Source organism: Denitrificimonas caeni DSM 24390 (genome assembly GCF_000421765.1).
Classification (GTDB): Bacteria; Pseudomonadota; Gammaproteobacteria; order Pseudomonadales; family Pseudomonadaceae; genus Denitrificimonas; species Denitrificimonas caeni.
On the sequence record NZ_ATXQ01000003.1, the window covers coordinates 175,881 to 191,450 of the forward strand.

At 45.1% G+C, this 15,570-nt stretch carries 10 protein-coding genes and 1 pseudogene; 8 read left to right on the plus strand and 3 right to left on the minus strand.

Annotation, left to right across the window (positions count from 1 at the left end; all coding sequences use genetic code 11):
• Nucleotides 1-53: 53 nt before the first annotated feature.
• From H591_RS0106220 to rpmE, 3 genes are all read right to left on the minus strand, one after another.
• Nucleotides 54-1,322 carry a malic enzyme-like NAD(P)-binding protein gene (locus tag H591_RS0106220; protein ID WP_022966088.1) on the minus strand — a complete coding sequence of 423 codons (1,269 nt, stop codon included), beginning with the start codon at nt 1,320-1,322 and terminating at the stop codon, nt 54-56.
• 150 nt (nt 1,323-1,472) lie between these two features.
• On the minus strand, nt 1,473-2,276 hold the full coding sequence (locus H591_RS0106225; RefSeq protein ID WP_022966089.1) for a thermonuclease family protein: 804 nt from the start codon (nt 2,274-2,276) through the stop codon (nt 1,473-1,475).
• A gap of 11 nt (nt 2,277-2,287) precedes the next feature.
• Entirely contained in the window at nt 2,288-2,503 is a 216-nt protein-coding gene (gene rpmE, locus H591_RS0106230) for a 50S ribosomal protein L31 (RefSeq protein ID WP_022966090.1), read from the minus strand.
• A gap of 269 nt (nt 2,504-2,772) precedes the next feature.
• On the opposite strand from rpmE, the gene hemB reads away from it, so the two are divergent.
• The 8 genes and pseudogenes from hemB (at nt 2,773) to H591_RS0106275 (ending at nt 15,536) form a co-directional block, all read left to right on the plus strand.
• Nucleotides 2,773-3,786, plus strand: a complete 1,014-nt coding sequence (hemB, locus tag H591_RS0106235; RefSeq protein ID WP_022966091.1) for a porphobilinogen synthase — start codon at nt 2,773-2,775, stop codon at nt 3,784-3,786.
• A gap of 143 nt (nt 3,787-3,929) precedes the next feature.
• A pseudogene (gene ppk1, locus H591_RS0106240) lies at nt 3,930-6,011 on the plus strand (polyphosphate kinase 1); the annotation flags it as partial.
• 218 nt (nt 6,012-6,229) lie between these two features.
• Nucleotides 6,230-7,687 carry a glycosyltransferase gene (locus H591_RS0106245; protein ID WP_028244226.1) on the plus strand — a complete coding sequence of 486 codons (1,458 nt, stop codon included), beginning with the start codon at nt 6,230-6,232 and terminating at the stop codon, nt 7,685-7,687.
• A complete protein-coding gene (locus tag H591_RS16160; protein WP_232362422.1) occupies nt 7,684-9,957 on the plus strand; it encodes a methyltransferase domain-containing protein in 2,274 nt (757 codons plus the stop codon). Before H591_RS0106245 ends, H591_RS16160 begins: the two co-directional genes overlap by 4 nt.
• Nucleotides 9,941-11,080 (plus strand): acyltransferase family protein, encoded by a 1,140-nt coding sequence (locus H591_RS0106260; protein ID WP_022966093.1) that lies wholly within the window; start codon nt 9,941-9,943, stop codon nt 11,078-11,080. Before H591_RS16160 ends, H591_RS0106260 begins: the two co-directional genes overlap by 17 nt.
• A gap of 146 nt (nt 11,081-11,226) precedes the next feature.
• The gene (locus tag H591_RS0106265; RefSeq protein WP_084702590.1) at nt 11,227-11,985 is read left to right on the plus strand and encodes a class I SAM-dependent methyltransferase; all 759 of its coding nucleotides are present in this window, start codon (nt 11,227-11,229) and stop codon (nt 11,983-11,985) included.
• 37 nt (nt 11,986-12,022) lie between these two features.
• Nucleotides 12,023-14,926 carry a glycosyltransferase family 4 protein gene (locus tag H591_RS14985; protein WP_022966095.1) on the plus strand — a complete coding sequence of 968 codons (2,904 nt, stop codon included), beginning with the start codon at nt 12,023-12,025 and terminating at the stop codon, nt 14,924-14,926.
• 118 nt (nt 14,927-15,044) lie between these two features.
• On the plus strand, nt 15,045-15,536 hold the full coding sequence (locus H591_RS0106275; RefSeq protein ID WP_022966096.1) for a hypothetical protein: 492 nt from the start codon (nt 15,045-15,047) through the stop codon (nt 15,534-15,536).
• Nucleotides 15,537-15,570: the final 34 nt, after the last annotated feature.

A 15,570-nucleotide genomic window follows, 5' to 3' on the forward strand; every position in this document is an offset into this window, starting at 1 on the left:
ACTCAATAAAAAACCCGCCTGAAAGCGGGTTTTTTATTATTAACTCTTAACTCTTAGCCATCAAACACTTCACTGACAGAGGTCAGTGGATAATGCTTAGGATAAGGAAGTGTTGCCACACCTGTCGCAATCGCGGCTTTAGCAACAGCATCAGACACTAACGTGATAAGACGTGGATCCATTGGCTTAGGAATAATGTACTCACGACCAAACTCAAGACAATCAATTCCATAGGCATCACATACTGCATTAGAGACCGGCAGTTTTGCCAAATCACGCAGAGCATGTACTGCGGCAATTTTCATTTCTTCGTTAATTCGGGTTGCGCGAACATCTAATGCACCACGGAAAATGAATGGAAAACCTAAAACATTATTTACCTGATTCGGATAATCCGAACGACCCGTAGCCATAATCACGTCAGGGCGGGTTTCATGTGCAAGTTTTGGATCAATTTCTGGATCTGGATTCGAGCACGCAAAAACAATCGGATTTGGGGCCATACGCGCTAAGTTTTCTGCGCTCAGCAAGTTAGCTCCTGACAGACCAACAAACACATCAGCGCCGTCCATTGCATCAGCTAGAGTGCGGCAATTGGTCTCATGAGCGAATACCGCTTTGTACTGATTAAGATCATCACGACCAGAATGAATCACACCTTTACGATCAACCATAAATAGGTTTTCAACTTTGGCACCCATACTGATCAGCAGTTTCATACAAGCGGTTGCTGCAGCCCCTGCTCCAAGGCAAACGATACGCGCTTCTTCTAAGGTCTTACCGGCAATCTCTAAGGCATTCAACATGCCGGCTGCGGTTACAATTGCAGTACCGTGCTGGTCATCATGAAATACTGGGATATCGCACTGCTCGATCAATGCACGCTCAATTTCAAAACACTCAGGCGCTTTAATATCTTCGAGGTTAATACCGCCAAAGGTGATTGAGATACGCTTTACTGTGTCGATAAATGCTTGCGGGCTTTCTGCATCAACCTCAATATCAAAAACATCCACACCAGCAAAGCGCTTAAATAATACGCCTTTACCTTCCATAACTGGCTTGGAAGCCAAGGGTCCTAAGTTACCCAAACCTAAAATTGCAGTACCGTCTGAAATAACTGCTACAAGGTTACCTTTGCCCGTGTATTTATAAGCCAACTCAGGATCGCGAGCAATTTCACGCACTGGCTCAGCCACTCCTGGGCTATAGGCCAGCGCTAAATCACGCGCTGTTGATGTAGGTTTAGTGAGCTCAACACTTAATTTCCCCGGACGTGGAGAAGCATGGTATTCGAGAGCGGCTGTTTTTAGATCAGACATAATGGGCAATTTCCGCTTGACTATAGAATAAATTTGACGAGCTCGGAGCATACTCAAGAACTACAAACCCCACAAGTACATCAAGCTCTCTCTGCTGGGTAAAACCACAAAACACTCGAGGTTACCGGCCAAAACCGAGGATTTTTATGCTTATTGCAACTCCAGCATGCTTGGATGACTAGCAGTTAAACGCCATTTAGCATATTTTTTTGACTGCCCCTTTCGCTCAGACACCCAACCGCGGGTTTTTAGCGTACGCCCCTGCCATTGTGCGAAACGCTCATTTTTAAAGTACGGCAAAGAACTCAGTGGAATATTTACGCTAACCGAATGCTCGAGCTCGAGCCAAACACCGCCGCGATTACGCTGCACACTTTGGATACGGCCTTGCAGCAAAGTAAAACCGCCTTGATTCAGTTCCTGCGTAGAAATAAAACTCACGTTCTTCCATAACCCAATACGCTGCTGCCGCGGATAACTCTCAGCTTGAGCCAGGCAATGAGCTAATTCGACGTTCGGCGCAACCACCACATGGTAAGCCAACCCTTCTGCGACCATCTGTTCTTCTAAACTCACGCCATTACGATCATATAAATTCGCCAAAATCCGCCCATAGCGGTCTTGGCTGTGCTCACCAACACGCAAGCTGACTTTATTATTATTAGCCTTGATTAAAGCGGTTAAACGGCGCTTAGCCTGCACGGCATAAGGCTCAGTCGTACGGCCGCGACCACCCATCTCCGGCGCATTAATGCCAATCAGACGCACTCGACGATCATCTTGAAGGCGAATCGTATCGCCATCCACCACATTGCGCACGGCATACTCAGTAGGAGCGTCTTTTATCGAGCAGAACGAAGTCGCAGCAGCACTATCACAAGATAGCAGCAAAAAAAAAGCGCCCATAAAGGACGCTTTTTTCAGCATTGCAACGACCGATTTGAAATTGGTCATTTAAATACTCATTATTTTGTTGCGCTGAAACCGCCAAAACGCTGCTTAAAGCGATCAATACGACCACCAACATCAAGCACTTTTTGTTTGCCGGTATAGAACGGGTGGCACTCGGAACATACATCAATACTGATGTCTTTACCGATGGTAGAGCGAGTAGTAATCACGTTACCGCAACTGCAGGTAGCGTTGATTTGCACATAATTTGGGTGAATATCGGCTTTCATGGTGTTTCCTCAACATAACCGTGCCGCCACCCAACACCATTGTCGAGTACCGCACGAAAAACAGGGTGTGAATAATACCAGAGCACCTAGGCGTTGCAATAGTATTATTTTTCAAGATTCACTCCATGGCACTTTCCACAGATTAATTTTAACAAAGGGTTAACCCGCATCATTTAAATCACACAGCTTTCGCACTTATGTAATCTTTTCGTCATACTATTAGCCTACAAACCGTTATATGACCCGCTTTTACGGGATGAGGAGCTACTGTGAGCACCAATACTGCCAATCGAATTTTCCCCGCCACTCGTTTGCGCCGCAACCGTCGTGATGATTTTTCACGTCGTTTAGTACGTGAAAACCAATTGAGTGTTGATGATCTCATTTACCCAGTATTTGTCTTAGACGGCAGCAACCGCAGAGAAGCAGTGCCTTCGATGCCAGGTGTTGAGCGCCTCTCTATTGACCTTTTGCTCAAAGAAGCAGAACTCTGGGTCGAACTGGGGATTCCTGCACTGGCGCTATTTCCAGTGACGCCATTAGAAAGTAAATCATTAGATGCTGCCGCAGCATGGGACCCAGAAGGTATCGCCCAACGTGCCGTGCGCGCTTTGCGTGAGCGTTTTCCAGAGCTTGGTGTGATTACTGATGTTGCCCTCGACCCCTTCACCACGCATGGTCAAGACGGTATTTTAGACGACAACAATTATGTATTAAATGAAGAGACTGTTGACGCATTAGTACGCCAAGCACTTTCTCATGCTGAGGCGGGTGCGCAGATTGTCGCACCATCGGACATGATGGATGGCCGCATCCAGGCGATTCGCGAAGCCTTAGAAATGGCTGGCCACACCAATGTGCGCATCATGGCCTACTCTGCAAAATACGCTAGCGCCTACTACGGTCCATTCCGTGATGCAGTCGGCTCAGCCGCCAACTTAGGCAAAGCCAATAAATCCACATATCAAATGGACCCTGCCAACAGTAATGAAGCCTTACATGAAGTTGCTACCGACCTAAGCGAAGGTGCGGACATGGTCATGGTTAAGCCCGGCATGCCGTACTTAGATATTCTGCATCGTGTCAAAGATGAATTTAAAGCGCCAACCTTTGTCTATCAGGTCAGCGGCGAATACGCGATGCACATGGCGGCGATTCAAAACGGCTGGTTAAACGAAGCCGTGATCATGGAATCCTTAGTCGCATTTAAGCGTGCTGGGGCAGACGGTATCTTGACCTACTTTGCAGTGCATGCAGCCAAACAACTAAAACAAGGCGCTTAATTTATAGCGGAGAGTCTATGAGCAACGCAGGATTAAACCAGTCAGTAGTGCTAACCAAGGAAGCTGACCAATCAGCTGACACAATCTCGGAAAGCACCGAGACTGTGACCGCTGACGAGCCCTGCGTTGCCATAGCGCCGATAACAAATCTCGACGACAGCAGCCTGTATATCCATCGCGAACTGTCACAACTGCAGTTTAATATTCGCGTTTTAGAGCAAGCTCTAGATGAGTCGACACCCTTATTAGAACGCCTCAAATTTCTATTGATTTTCTCTAGCAATCTTGACGAGTTTTTTGAAATCCGTGTTGCTGGCCTCAAAAAACAAATCACCTACGCCCGCGAGCAAGCCGACGCTGATGGTTTACAACCACATCAAGCTTTAGCGCGCATCGCGGAAGTGGTACACGAACAGGTCGATCGCCAATATCAAATTCTCAATGATATTTTGCTGCCTGAACTCGCCAAGCAAGAAATACGCTTTATTCGCAGGCGCAAATGGACCAGCAAAATCAAAGCTTGGGTCAAAGAATACTTTGATGCAGAAATTGCCCCAATTATTACCCCAATAGGTCTCGACCCGACCCACCCATTCCCCTTACTGGTCAATAAAAGCCTAAACTTCATTGTGGAGCTTGAAGGTATCGATGCTTTTGGTCGCGACTCGGGCTTAGCTATTTTACCAGCACCGCGCTTGCTACCACGCATCATTCAAGTGCCGGAGGAGATTGGTGGCCCTGGGGTTAACTATGTTTTTTTATCGTCAATGATTCATGCGCATGCTGATGATTTATTTCATGGCATGAGTGTGAAAGGCTGCTATCAGTTTCGCCTGACTCGTAACGCTGACTTATCCGTCGATGCTGAAGACGTTGAAGACTTAGCTCGAGCACTGCGCGGTGAACTTTACTCACGCCGTTTTGGCGATGCGGTACGCTTAGAAGTGGCTGACACCTGCCCCGCGCACCTAGTCGACTTTTTACTCAATCAGTTTGGCCTATCGCCTGCTGAACTGTACCAAGTCAATGGCCCAGTCAATCTAACCCGCTTATTTAAGGTTACAAGCCTCGAAAGCCATCCGCATTTACAATTTCCGCCTTTTACTCCCGCTATTCCTAAAGCGCTGCAAAATAGCGAAAATATTTTCCAAGCTATCAGCAAGCAAGATATTTTGCTTTATCACCCGTTTGAGTCCTTCACCCCTGTTATAGACTTACTGCGTCGCGCGGCTAAAGACCCAAATGTACTGGCCATCAAACAAACCTTGTACCGTGCCGGAGCTAACTCTGAAATCGTTGACGCCTTAGTTGATGCTGCACGTAATGGCAAAGAAGTCACCGTCGTCATTGAACTGCGTGCACGCTTTGATGAAGAGTCTAACTTAGCCTTAGCTAGCCGCTTGCAAGCCGCTGGAGCGGTAGTGATTTACGGCGTAGTTGGCTTCAAAACTCATGCTAAAATCGTCTCTATCTTGCGCCGCGAGAATGGAAACTTTGTTCGTTACGCGCACCTCGGCACCGGTAACTACCATGCCGGTAACGCTCGTCTGTACACCGACTACAGCTTGCTTACTGCAGACCCAGATCTTTGTGAAGATGTTTCCAAGCTGTTTAACCAGTTAATTGGTATGGGTAAAACCTTACGCATGAAAAAATTATTCCATGCGCCTTTTACCCTAAGAAAAACCTTACTGGATTTCATTGCCCGCGAGGCCAGTAATGCCAGCGAAGGCAAAGATGCTCGCATCATAATTAAAGTGAATGCACTGACTGATGCCCGCATGATCAAAGCACTCTATAAGGCCAGCCAAGCAGGGGTAAAAATCGACCTTATTGTCCGCGGTATGTGCTGCCTACGTCCCGGTATTTCCGGGGTATCGCATAATATTCAAGTGCGCTCCATTATTGGTCAGCTACTCGAACACAGCCGCGTATTTTACTTCCTCAACAGCAGCGGTGATGAGCAACTCTTGCTCTCTAGCGCCGACTGGATGGAGCGTAATCTCGATAAGCGTATCGAAACGTGCTTCCCGATAGAAAACAAAAAAATGATTTTGCGTGTTAAAAAGGAACTGCAAGCTTACTTAAGCGACAACACTCATGCGTGGCTTTTACAGAGCGATGGTAGCTACCAACATATTCTCCCCCATGAGGAAAAAGCTGCTCGTAACGCGCAAGCTCTGTTAATAGAAAAACTTAGCATCCCGCTGATTGAAGTGGTCTAGCCTCTAACAACCAAGCACCGAGCTAGACAAGGTCGCGGACTCTTTACGACTAATAGCGCACTCTTGTTCACAAAAAAAACAATATCTCGAAAAGCCTCATTAAAAATACAAATAAGAGGCGACAAGCGCTTGCCACTTTAGTAGATTATCCAAAAGCAATAATAATAAAAAAGCACCAGATCGCTCCTTGCGGATGAGTGCTGTTATTTGGATATTTTATGATCATCTTAGTTAATTCCAAGATTTCGCAAAGCAATATTGTTGAATCCCTAGGCAAACCTGAATACAGCTACTACTTTCTTCTTCGCGAGTTTTTACCTGCGCTAGAGCAGATTGGCACACTCATACAAATCAGCTCTCTCGATGAAGTCGATACTTTGTATGACCAATACGCAGCTGCCGGTGAGGACGTTATATTTCTGAGCGTCAGTCCTCCGCACCAAACACCTGTGGGTTTACGCTGCCCGACGGTATGTCTGTTTGCTTGGGAATTTTACAATATTCCAAATCAAGCCTGGGATAACGAGCCGCGCAACGATTGGCGTTATGTGTTTGAACACATGGCGGGAGTTATTGCTTGTAGCGAAGAAAGCGCCCAAGCCGTGCGCAATGCGATGGGTGAGGACTATCCAGTAATCGCCTTACCCGCACCTGTATTTGACCGTTTCCAACATCTAAACCAAGCGTACGGCTGGTTACCCCAGCAGCCAAATCGTAGTTTTGAATTTCATGGTTTTATGTATGACAGCCTGACCTTGGGCTTATCTGCCGATGGCTTAGTGCAGCATATGGAACGACCGCAACCTAATGCGTTGTTCACACCACCACCTCCTATGACTCGCAAAAGCACCTGGCAAATAACCAAAGAGCATTGGCAAGCCTGGCGCCGCGCGGCAAATAAAAGCCAGCACGCTACTACGCAAATTTCACACGGAGAGCCGCCAACTGCAACACCCAATAACCACTACCATATTGAGTTAACAGGCACGGTCTACACCACAGTGGTAAACCCTATGGACAACCGTAAAAACTGGCGTTTTATTCTGACCAGTTTTTGTTGGGCATTTCGTGATGAGCCTAATGTCACTTTAATCGTTAAGGCCACACACCACGATTTAGAAACTTACCGCATTGAGCTATTGACTGTGCTCTCGCGCTTGGCGCCTTTCAGTTGCCGTATCATTTTAGTGCATGGCTTTTTAGAAAAAGAACAATACGACAACTTAATCAAAATCACCGACTTCTATGTCAATGCCTCGATGTGTGAAGGCCTATGTTTACCACTGATGGAGTTTTTATCCAGTGGCAAACCAGTTATTGCACCTAATAATACGGCGATGCTGGATTATATTAATCCAGATTTCAGTTTCATGATCGATAGCACACCTGAGCCATGCCAATGGGCACCTGATCCTTATGGCCATTTTAATACACACCGCTATCGCATTAACTGGCACACCGTGATGCAACATTTTCAAAGCAGTCAGCACATTGCTGAACAGCAACCTGAGCGCTATCAGCAGATGTCTCTTGCCGCTACAGCACGTATGCAGCATTTCTGTAATCTGCATCATATTACTGAAAAGCTCGGTACATTTTTAACTTCAACCATGTCCGCTGCTCAACAGCGGCAAAATCAGGCTCAGGCTCTGGTAGCTGATAAGGCCACAATATGATTTTCTTTGTTTACTCCAAGCTGAACCAGCACACCATTGCTGACAATGTCGGCGTACCGGAATACAGCTATTACTTTGTCCTAAAAGAATTTTTGCCAGTATTAAAGCAACTCGGCGAAGTAGTGATTGTTGATTCACCTGACGAGGTGGATGTTTTATACGAGGCGGCCTACAGCCAAGGTAAACAGGCATATTATTTATCGTTTATGCCGCCGCACTTAACCCGTCTAGGGCTCAAATGCCCAACCATCCCAGTGTTTGCTTGGGAATTTGACACCTTACCCAACGAGGCTTGGTGGTCCGACCAGCCACAAGACGATTGGACACATAGTCTACGTCAATGCAATGCGGCGATTGTGCATTCAGAGTTCACTGTAAAAAGCGTACGTGACGCCATGGGTGATGGTTTCCCAGTGCTATCAATCCCAGCACCGGTGTGGGATAAATATGCCAGTGCACGTCTGGCACCAACAGGAACTGCAAACACCGTTTATAAGTTGCAAGTTGACGATGCTATTGTTTTTGACACTCATGCGCGCAATAAAGACCAATGGTTTCCGAATAAAACTGTTCTACGCTCATATATGGACAAGATCCTAGGCAATGAGCCAGTTACCGCTGCAGCAAAACTTAGTGCCTGGCAACTGACTAAGTATCATTTTAAACAATGGCGTGAACAGCTGGCGATAGAAAAAAACAGCAACACCGCAGGCACGCACTGGCAGCGTAAAACTCATCATATCAAACTTAGCGGTGTGGTTTTCACCAGTGTCTTTAACCCCTATGATGGGCGTAAAAACTGGGGCGACATGCTCACTGCTTTTTGTATCGCGTTTAAAGACAGATCTGATGCCACGCTGGTTTTTAAACTCGGGCACCGCCGCTACCGCACCGCCATGCGTAATGCACTACTGACCTTGGCCCGCTTTGGCGATATAAAATGCAGGGTGATACTGATTCACGGCCATTTGCCTGATCAGGACTATCAGCGCTTAACTCAAGCCACGCATTTTATCGTCAATACATCTTTCGGTGAGGGTCAATGCCTTCCACTGATGGAATACTTATCCAGCGGTAAGCCTGCCATTGCTCCGCACCACTCAGCTATGCTCGATTATATGGATGAAACTGTCGGGTTTGTGGTGCGCAGCTTTGCCGATTACACCGCCTGGCCCCACGACCCTCGCGTGGCGTACCGCACGCTACGTCACCAAATTGATTGGTCATCTTTGGTTAAGTGCTACCAACAAGCTTTCCTCTGCTTTACAGACGAACCCGAGCGTTATCAGCAGCTATCGAAAAACGCCATTGAGCGGATGCAAGGACACTGCTCACAAGCCCATGCATTAGATCAACTGCGCCGTATCTTCGGAATACTCCCCATAAAGCCTGAGCGTCATAGTATTGAGCAACTTAGTCAACGTATGTCAGCCGAAGAGTGGTTGAATCATTCCCGTGATCCACACTTTATTGATGCGCGTAATACAGGTTTTGTCGATTGCGTAAAAAGTGGCTGGTATCAAAGCCAAACCGGTGAGCTGTTTAGCGGGTTCCCTATCAACCCTGAAGATGATGTGCTGGAAATTGGCTGCGGCGCAGGCGGTGCAAGCTTATTCTGCGCTAAACAAGGCGCTGCCGTAACTTTTGTCGATGTAAATCCTGTCACAGTCGACTCTGTCGCAAAAAAATTACACAACAGTCAAGCGCGAGCAATCAAAGGTATTGTCTCTGACAGCCAGCCACTACCATTGGACGATGAATATGCCAGCCGTATTATTGCCATGGAAGTGCTTGAACACGTTACTGATCCGCTTGTGGTACTCAAAGAGTTAGTCCGGGTAGGTAAACCCAATGCGCTATACCTTTTTAGCGTGCCGGATGCTTTAGGCGAGCACATCCAAAAACCACTCGCGCCAGCAAGCTACTACCAGCACCCTAACCATATCCATATTTTTGAACGTGAAGCATTTGCCAAACTGGTCGAAGAAGCAGGTTTACAGATCATTAAGCATGACAGCTACGGTTTCTTCTGGATGTTTTGGATGATGCTGCACTGGACAAGTCTTCGCGCTGGTGGAGAAGAAGCTGACCAGGTCGCCCACGATGCTGTACAGCCGCCCTACTTTCCTCTGACCAATCAGTGGGCTCAGCTCTGGGATCAAATGATGCAGTTGCCCGGCGCGGAAATCACCAAACGTCAGCTGGATAACGTCTTACCGAAAAGCCAAATTATTATTGCGCGGAAAATAAGTCATGTCAGGCAAGATTGAGGACATTGAGATTCTGCGTGGCTATTCCATTATGGCCGTCTTATTGCAGCATATGGACAACTTATTTCCCAACTTACCACCAGCCTTGCTGCAGTTTAAACAACAATTTGCGGGTGGGTTTGGGGTCGATATGTTTCTGGCGATTTCAGGCTACTTAGTCGCATACTCGTTGCTAGCACAGCTCAATAAGCACCGTAATTTTACTCAGCAAAAACAGCTGCTCAAGGCATTCTGGCTGCGTCGCGCTTGGCGATTATGGCCGGCTGCCTGGCTTTGGCTGACGATCATTTTGCTCTGTGTGACAGGCTTTAACCACAGTGGGGCATTCGGCACCTTACAAGCCAACTTGGACGCGACTCTAGCAGGCTTTTTCCACTATGCGAATTTTCGTTTTGCCCATACCTTTATGCAGAGTGAATACGGCGCCAGCTTTGTATTCTGGAGTTTATCCTTAGAAGAGCAATGCTATTTTATACTGCCACTCTTGCTGCTGATCTTTAGACGCTACGCACCGGTATTTTTAGTTGCACTAGCTATAGCACAACTACTAACACCACGAATTTATAGCTTATCATTGATTACACTGCGTACCGACGGTGTCATTCTCGGGGTATTGATCGCTTATTTGCACCACAGCAACTACTGGCCTGTGCTACGCGATAAATTACTACAACTACCCCAATGGTTTAACCAGCTAACACTTTTTTGTGCCATAGCACTACTGGCCGCTCTATCTGGTGAAGCCTTGGCTGTTACTTATAAATACAGCTGGCTGGCCTTAATCAGCGCCTACTTAGTCTTAATTGCAACACTTAATAGCAACACCTTTATTCCTTATCTCCCGCTTAAAAAAATACTACTTTGGTTAGGCCAGCATGCTTACTCGATTTACCTAGCTCACATCCCTGTTTATTTCGCTATTCGAGAAATCCTCTTTCGTTTGGCTGAAAAAAATCTTTTACCGACAACAATTAATAGCAATTGGCTGGCTCTAGTCTTGCTCTGCGTGCTGTTACCTGCCGCAGTAATTGGCAGTTACGCACTTGTTGAAAACCCTTTACGCCGTTACGGCAGGCGCTACTCAGAACAACAATTAAAGGAAATTAGACTATGCAATGGTTAAACATTTTTTCTCGCAAAAAAACAGCGAGAATGACTCCTGTCGAGCCCGAACGACACGCACACCCAATAGTTGCTGAACAGGCGATACATTCAGAGTCTGTGGTTGACACCCTAGAGCCGGCTGCCACAACGTCAGATCCAGAACCTATGAAAACTGAAGAACAAGTTGATCCAGCCCTACAAGACAACTTACTCAGTGGTTGGTTCTCAGCGCAAACCGGTGAGTTATTTACCGGTTTTAAAATCAGCGCAGAAGACAGTGTGCTAGATATTGGCTGTGGCGCTGCAGGCTTTACTAACTTTTGCGCCAGCCAAGGAGCAGAAATCATCTTTGCTGATATCAACCCTGATGTTGTGGCAGCCGCTGAGGAAACCCTTAAACACTCAGCTGCGCGTGTCTTAATCCCACTCGTCACTGACGCTAATCCCATTCCGCTGCCTGAAAATCGGGTTAATAAAATCATTGCCATGGAAGTGCTGGAGCATGTTGAAGATCCAGCGCAATTTCTTCGTGAACTGGTGCGCGTCGCCAAACCTGGCGCACAGTTTTTACTGACAGTACCAGACCCGGTTGGCGAGAAAGTGCAACTGGATATTGCACCACCGGTCTATTTTGAACACCCCAATCATATTCGTATTATTGAACGCGATGAGTTTACTCAGCTTGTAACAAATGCCGGCTTAGTGATTGAACAGCAATCGTCCTATGGCTTTTATTGGTCAGTTTGGTGGTTCTTCTTTTGGGCGTGCAAGCAAGATTTATCGCCGCCCTGGCATCCTCTGTTAGAACAGTGGACAAATACTTGGAACACTTTACTGGCTCTGCCTGATGGCCCACGGATTAAAAAAGCTTTGGATAAAAGTATGCCAAAGAGCCAGGTGATTATTGCTCGCAAGCCTTTATAAAACTTTTATTTAACTCAACCGGATAATAAATATAATCATGCGGATTGTTATTGATTTACAAGGTGCGCAAACAGAGAGTCGCTACCGTGGCATTGGGCGCTATACGCTTTCTTTAGCTAAAGCAATTGTACGTAATCGTGGCGACCATGAAGTACTGTTAGTCTTAAATGGCTTATTGCAAGATAGCATTCCTTACATTCGCTCCGAATTTGAAAGTCTTTTGCCGAGTGAAAATATTTATGAATGGCATGCCATAGGCCCTGTTAATGACAGCGATGCAAACAACACATGGCGTCGTGAAAGCGCGCAATTACTGAGAGAAGCGTTTATCCAAAGCCTCGCGCCTGATGTCGTACACATACCAAGCTTTTTTGAGGGTTTTATTGATAATGCTGTGACAAGTATTGGTTTGTATGATTCTTGCACACCTGTCAGCGTGAGCATGCTTGACCTAATTCCGCTGCTTAATCAAGAACAGTATTTAGCTCCTAACCCTCTGTATAAAAAACATTATTTACAAAAAATTGAGCAATTAAAATCTGCTAAAAAACTATTTGCTATCTCTGAATCTGCGCGCCAAGAAGCATTAGAAATGCTGCCATTCCACACAGATGATGTAGTCCATCAATCGATTGCAATTGAGCCTTTTTTTGCACCGCTAAATATTTGTGCAGATGAATATGGCCTACGACGCTTATCGCTTGGCATCAGCAAACCTTTTGTGCTCTATACCGGTGGTGCAGACTCTCGGAAAAACCTTCCAGCTCTAATTAAAGCTTACACAGCATTGCCTGCTTCATTGCGCGATCAGCACCAGTTAGTGTTTGCAGGACGCATGCCTGAAGGCAACATGACAGAATTACGCTTGATCGCAGAGCAAGCAGGACTGACGCAGGATGAACTGTACTTTACCGGCTACATATCTGATAGCGAACTGGTTGAGCTGTATAATTTGTGTGAGCTTTTCGTTTTCCCCTCTTGGCATGAAGGCTTTGGTTTACCGGTGCTCGAAGCTATGGCTTGCGGAGCGCCAGTGATTGCGGCCAATACGTCAAGCCTCCCTGAAGTCATTGGCATTGATGAGGCGCTCTTTTGCCCGTTCTCACTCACAGATATGAGCAATAAAATTCGCTTAGCTCTGACTGACATTGACCACAGAACTAAACTGAAAAAAAACAGCATCAAGCAAGTACAAAAGTTCTCGTGGGATACAGTGGCGAGGAACTCAATAAAATCGCTGGAGGACATGCAGGCAACTCATCCTATAGCAACCTATAAGTCTTCAGAACAAATACGCAGTGAAGTGTTAACTCGGTTAGAAAAAACCTACAGTGAGGATACGACGGCACAGGAACGGATCGAGATTACAAATATTGTCGATTTAATTGATTACCCGCCAGACATGAAAACTCTGTTTATCGACATCTCAGAACTTTTCCAAAAAGATGCAGCGACGGGTATTCAACGTGTCACTCGCAGCTTACTGTTAGAGCTATTAAAAAACCCTCTAGAAAACTTTCACTCGCAGCCTGTTTACGCAACATCTGATAGACTGGGTTACTATTGTGCAAATAGTTATATCTATAACAACCAACTTATTAATTTTGAAAAATATAATAAAAAAGATTCTATTATAGAGTATAAAAGCGGAGATATTTTTTTAGGTTTAGACTTACAACACCACGTTGTTATCGCGCAACAAGACTTGCTGCGTAAAATGCGTGATGATGGCGTTTATGTCAGTTTTGTTGTCTACGATCTATTACCCATTCTCATGCCACATAACTTCCCAGCGGGCGTTGAAGACATACATAAGCAGTGGCTAAGCATACTTGCCGATATGGATCATCTTTTATGTATTTCTAATGCTGTTGCAAATGAGCTGTCTGACTGGCTGCGCGACCAAACTCATATCTCTATACCGCCTGCAAAAGTTAGCTGGTTTCATCTAGGCGCCGATATTGAAAACTCAATACCTTCCTCAGGACTGCCTGAACACGCTGAAACTATTTTGTCACAAATCAAATCTCAACCTTCATTTCTTTGCGTTGGCACATTGGAGCCGCGTAAAGGTCAAGCTCAAGCATTAAGCGCTTTCGAATTATTATGGGAACAAGGTATCACGGCGAACCTGATATTAGTTGGTAAACAAGGTTGGCATGTTGATGGCTTGATTACACGTATCAAAACTCATCCAAAGCTGAATAAAAATATTTTTTGGTTTAACTCGATAAGCGATGAGTTTTTAGAGCATCTGTACTCCAATAGCTCATGTTTGCTAGCCGCTTCAGAGGGTGAAGGCTTCGGTCTACCTATTATTGAGGCCATGAAAAACAACCTACCGATTATCGCTCGTGATATACCGGTTTTTAATGAAATAATCGGCAGTAAAGCACTCTATTTTACCGATAACACACCCGCTACTTTAGCTAAATGCTTAAAGAGTTGGTTATTATCAGATACTCATCAATCAAATAATAACATTTACACTGGTGCATGGTTAACCTGGTATCAAAGCGCTCAGAGTATTAAAAAAATAATTTCCGCAAAAGAAAACTTATTTTATAAACACAAAAAACAAAATTCAGCGCAAAATAAAAAAGAGCTTTTTAGCCAAGAAACATTAAATACACACAAAGAAAGAATTGAAGAATTACTATTACAAAACAAAATTGTAAAAGAAAAAATAATTAAAATGAAAAATAGCACGTCTTGGCGCATTACCTATCCAATGCGTTTATTCTCACGCATGATACAGAGTCTATTAAAAAATATATTTAAAATTTTAAGGTCATCAGCTAGAGGTGCACTTAAATTATTCATTAAAGTAACTGTAAATGTACCTTTTTTGAAAAAAATATTTGTGAAAATACTTAAAAAAAATCCATATATATATGAACATATAAGACGCTTCGCCATAAATAGGAAACTGTTATCTTAAAATATATTTTATCTCGGTATTTTTGTCTAAGCGCTATTTTTTCCTCTAAAAACTGTTCTTCATAAAATGTTAATCTTAAATTATAGCTAGCAATAATTTACTATCAGGCGAATTCTATATGAAAGCTTTTATACGTTTTATATTTATTAATTTATCTTTTTTAATTATTTATGGATGTTCTGAATCAAATGGGGTGGACTACATGAGTCCTTCTCCACAACACGGCTTTGCCACCAATAAAGAAGTGTTTGCGGCGCAATACTTTTCCACCAATAAAAAATGGCAAGCCCCTAAAAGCACAGCATTTACTTTGCCCATCAAGGTTAAGAATGTCAGTGCCAGCGCCTGGTCGTCAGAGACGGCAGAAAAACCTGTTCGCTTGTCATATCACTGGCTTGATCTGAAGAAAAACATACTGACTTTTGAGGGTCAACGCACCTCTCTTGCGGGCATTGTAGTTCCTGGGGCTGAGCAAACAGTCCATTTGCAGATTGTCGCCCCGGCACAGGCTGGCCGTTATATTTTACAAGTCACCCTGCTTCAAGAAAGCGTTGCTTGGTTTGAAAACCAGTATGTGACACCTCTTGAGCTGCAGATTGATATCGACTAAGTTGAACACTAGACACTACTTTAGTCGACACAGC

Excerpts from the sequence above, each read along its gene's own strand:
- H591_RS0106275 (WP_022966096.1), top strand. The coding sequence starts at position 15,045 with ATGAAAGCTTTTATACGTTTTATATTTATTAATTTATCTTTTTTAATT.
- H591_RS0106220 (WP_022966088.1), bottom strand. The coding sequence starts at position 1,322 with ATGTCTGATCTAAAAACAGCCGCTCTCGAATACCATGCTTCTCCACGT.
- H591_RS14985 (WP_022966095.1), top strand. The coding sequence starts at position 12,023 with ATGCGGATTGTTATTGATTTACAAGGTGCGCAAACAGAGAGTCGCTAC.
- H591_RS0106225 (WP_022966089.1), bottom strand. The coding sequence starts at position 2,276 with ATGACCAATTTCAAATCGGTCGTTGCAATGCTGAAAAAAGCGTCCTTT.
- H591_RS0106260 (WP_022966093.1), top strand. The coding sequence starts at position 9,941 with ATGTCAGGCAAGATTGAGGACATTGAGATTCTGCGTGGCTATTCCATT.
- H591_RS16160 (WP_232362422.1), top strand. The coding sequence starts at position 7,684 with ATGATTTTCTTTGTTTACTCCAAGCTGAACCAGCACACCATTGCTGAC.
- H591_RS0106265 (WP_084702590.1), top strand. The coding sequence starts at position 11,227 with ATGAAAACTGAAGAACAAGTTGATCCAGCCCTACAAGACAACTTACTC.
- rpmE (WP_022966090.1), bottom strand. The coding sequence starts at position 2,503 with ATGAAAGCCGATATTCACCCAAATTATGTGCAAATCAACGCTACCTGC.
- H591_RS0106245 (WP_028244226.1), top strand. The coding sequence starts at position 6,230 with ATGATCATCTTAGTTAATTCCAAGATTTCGCAAAGCAATATTGTTGAA.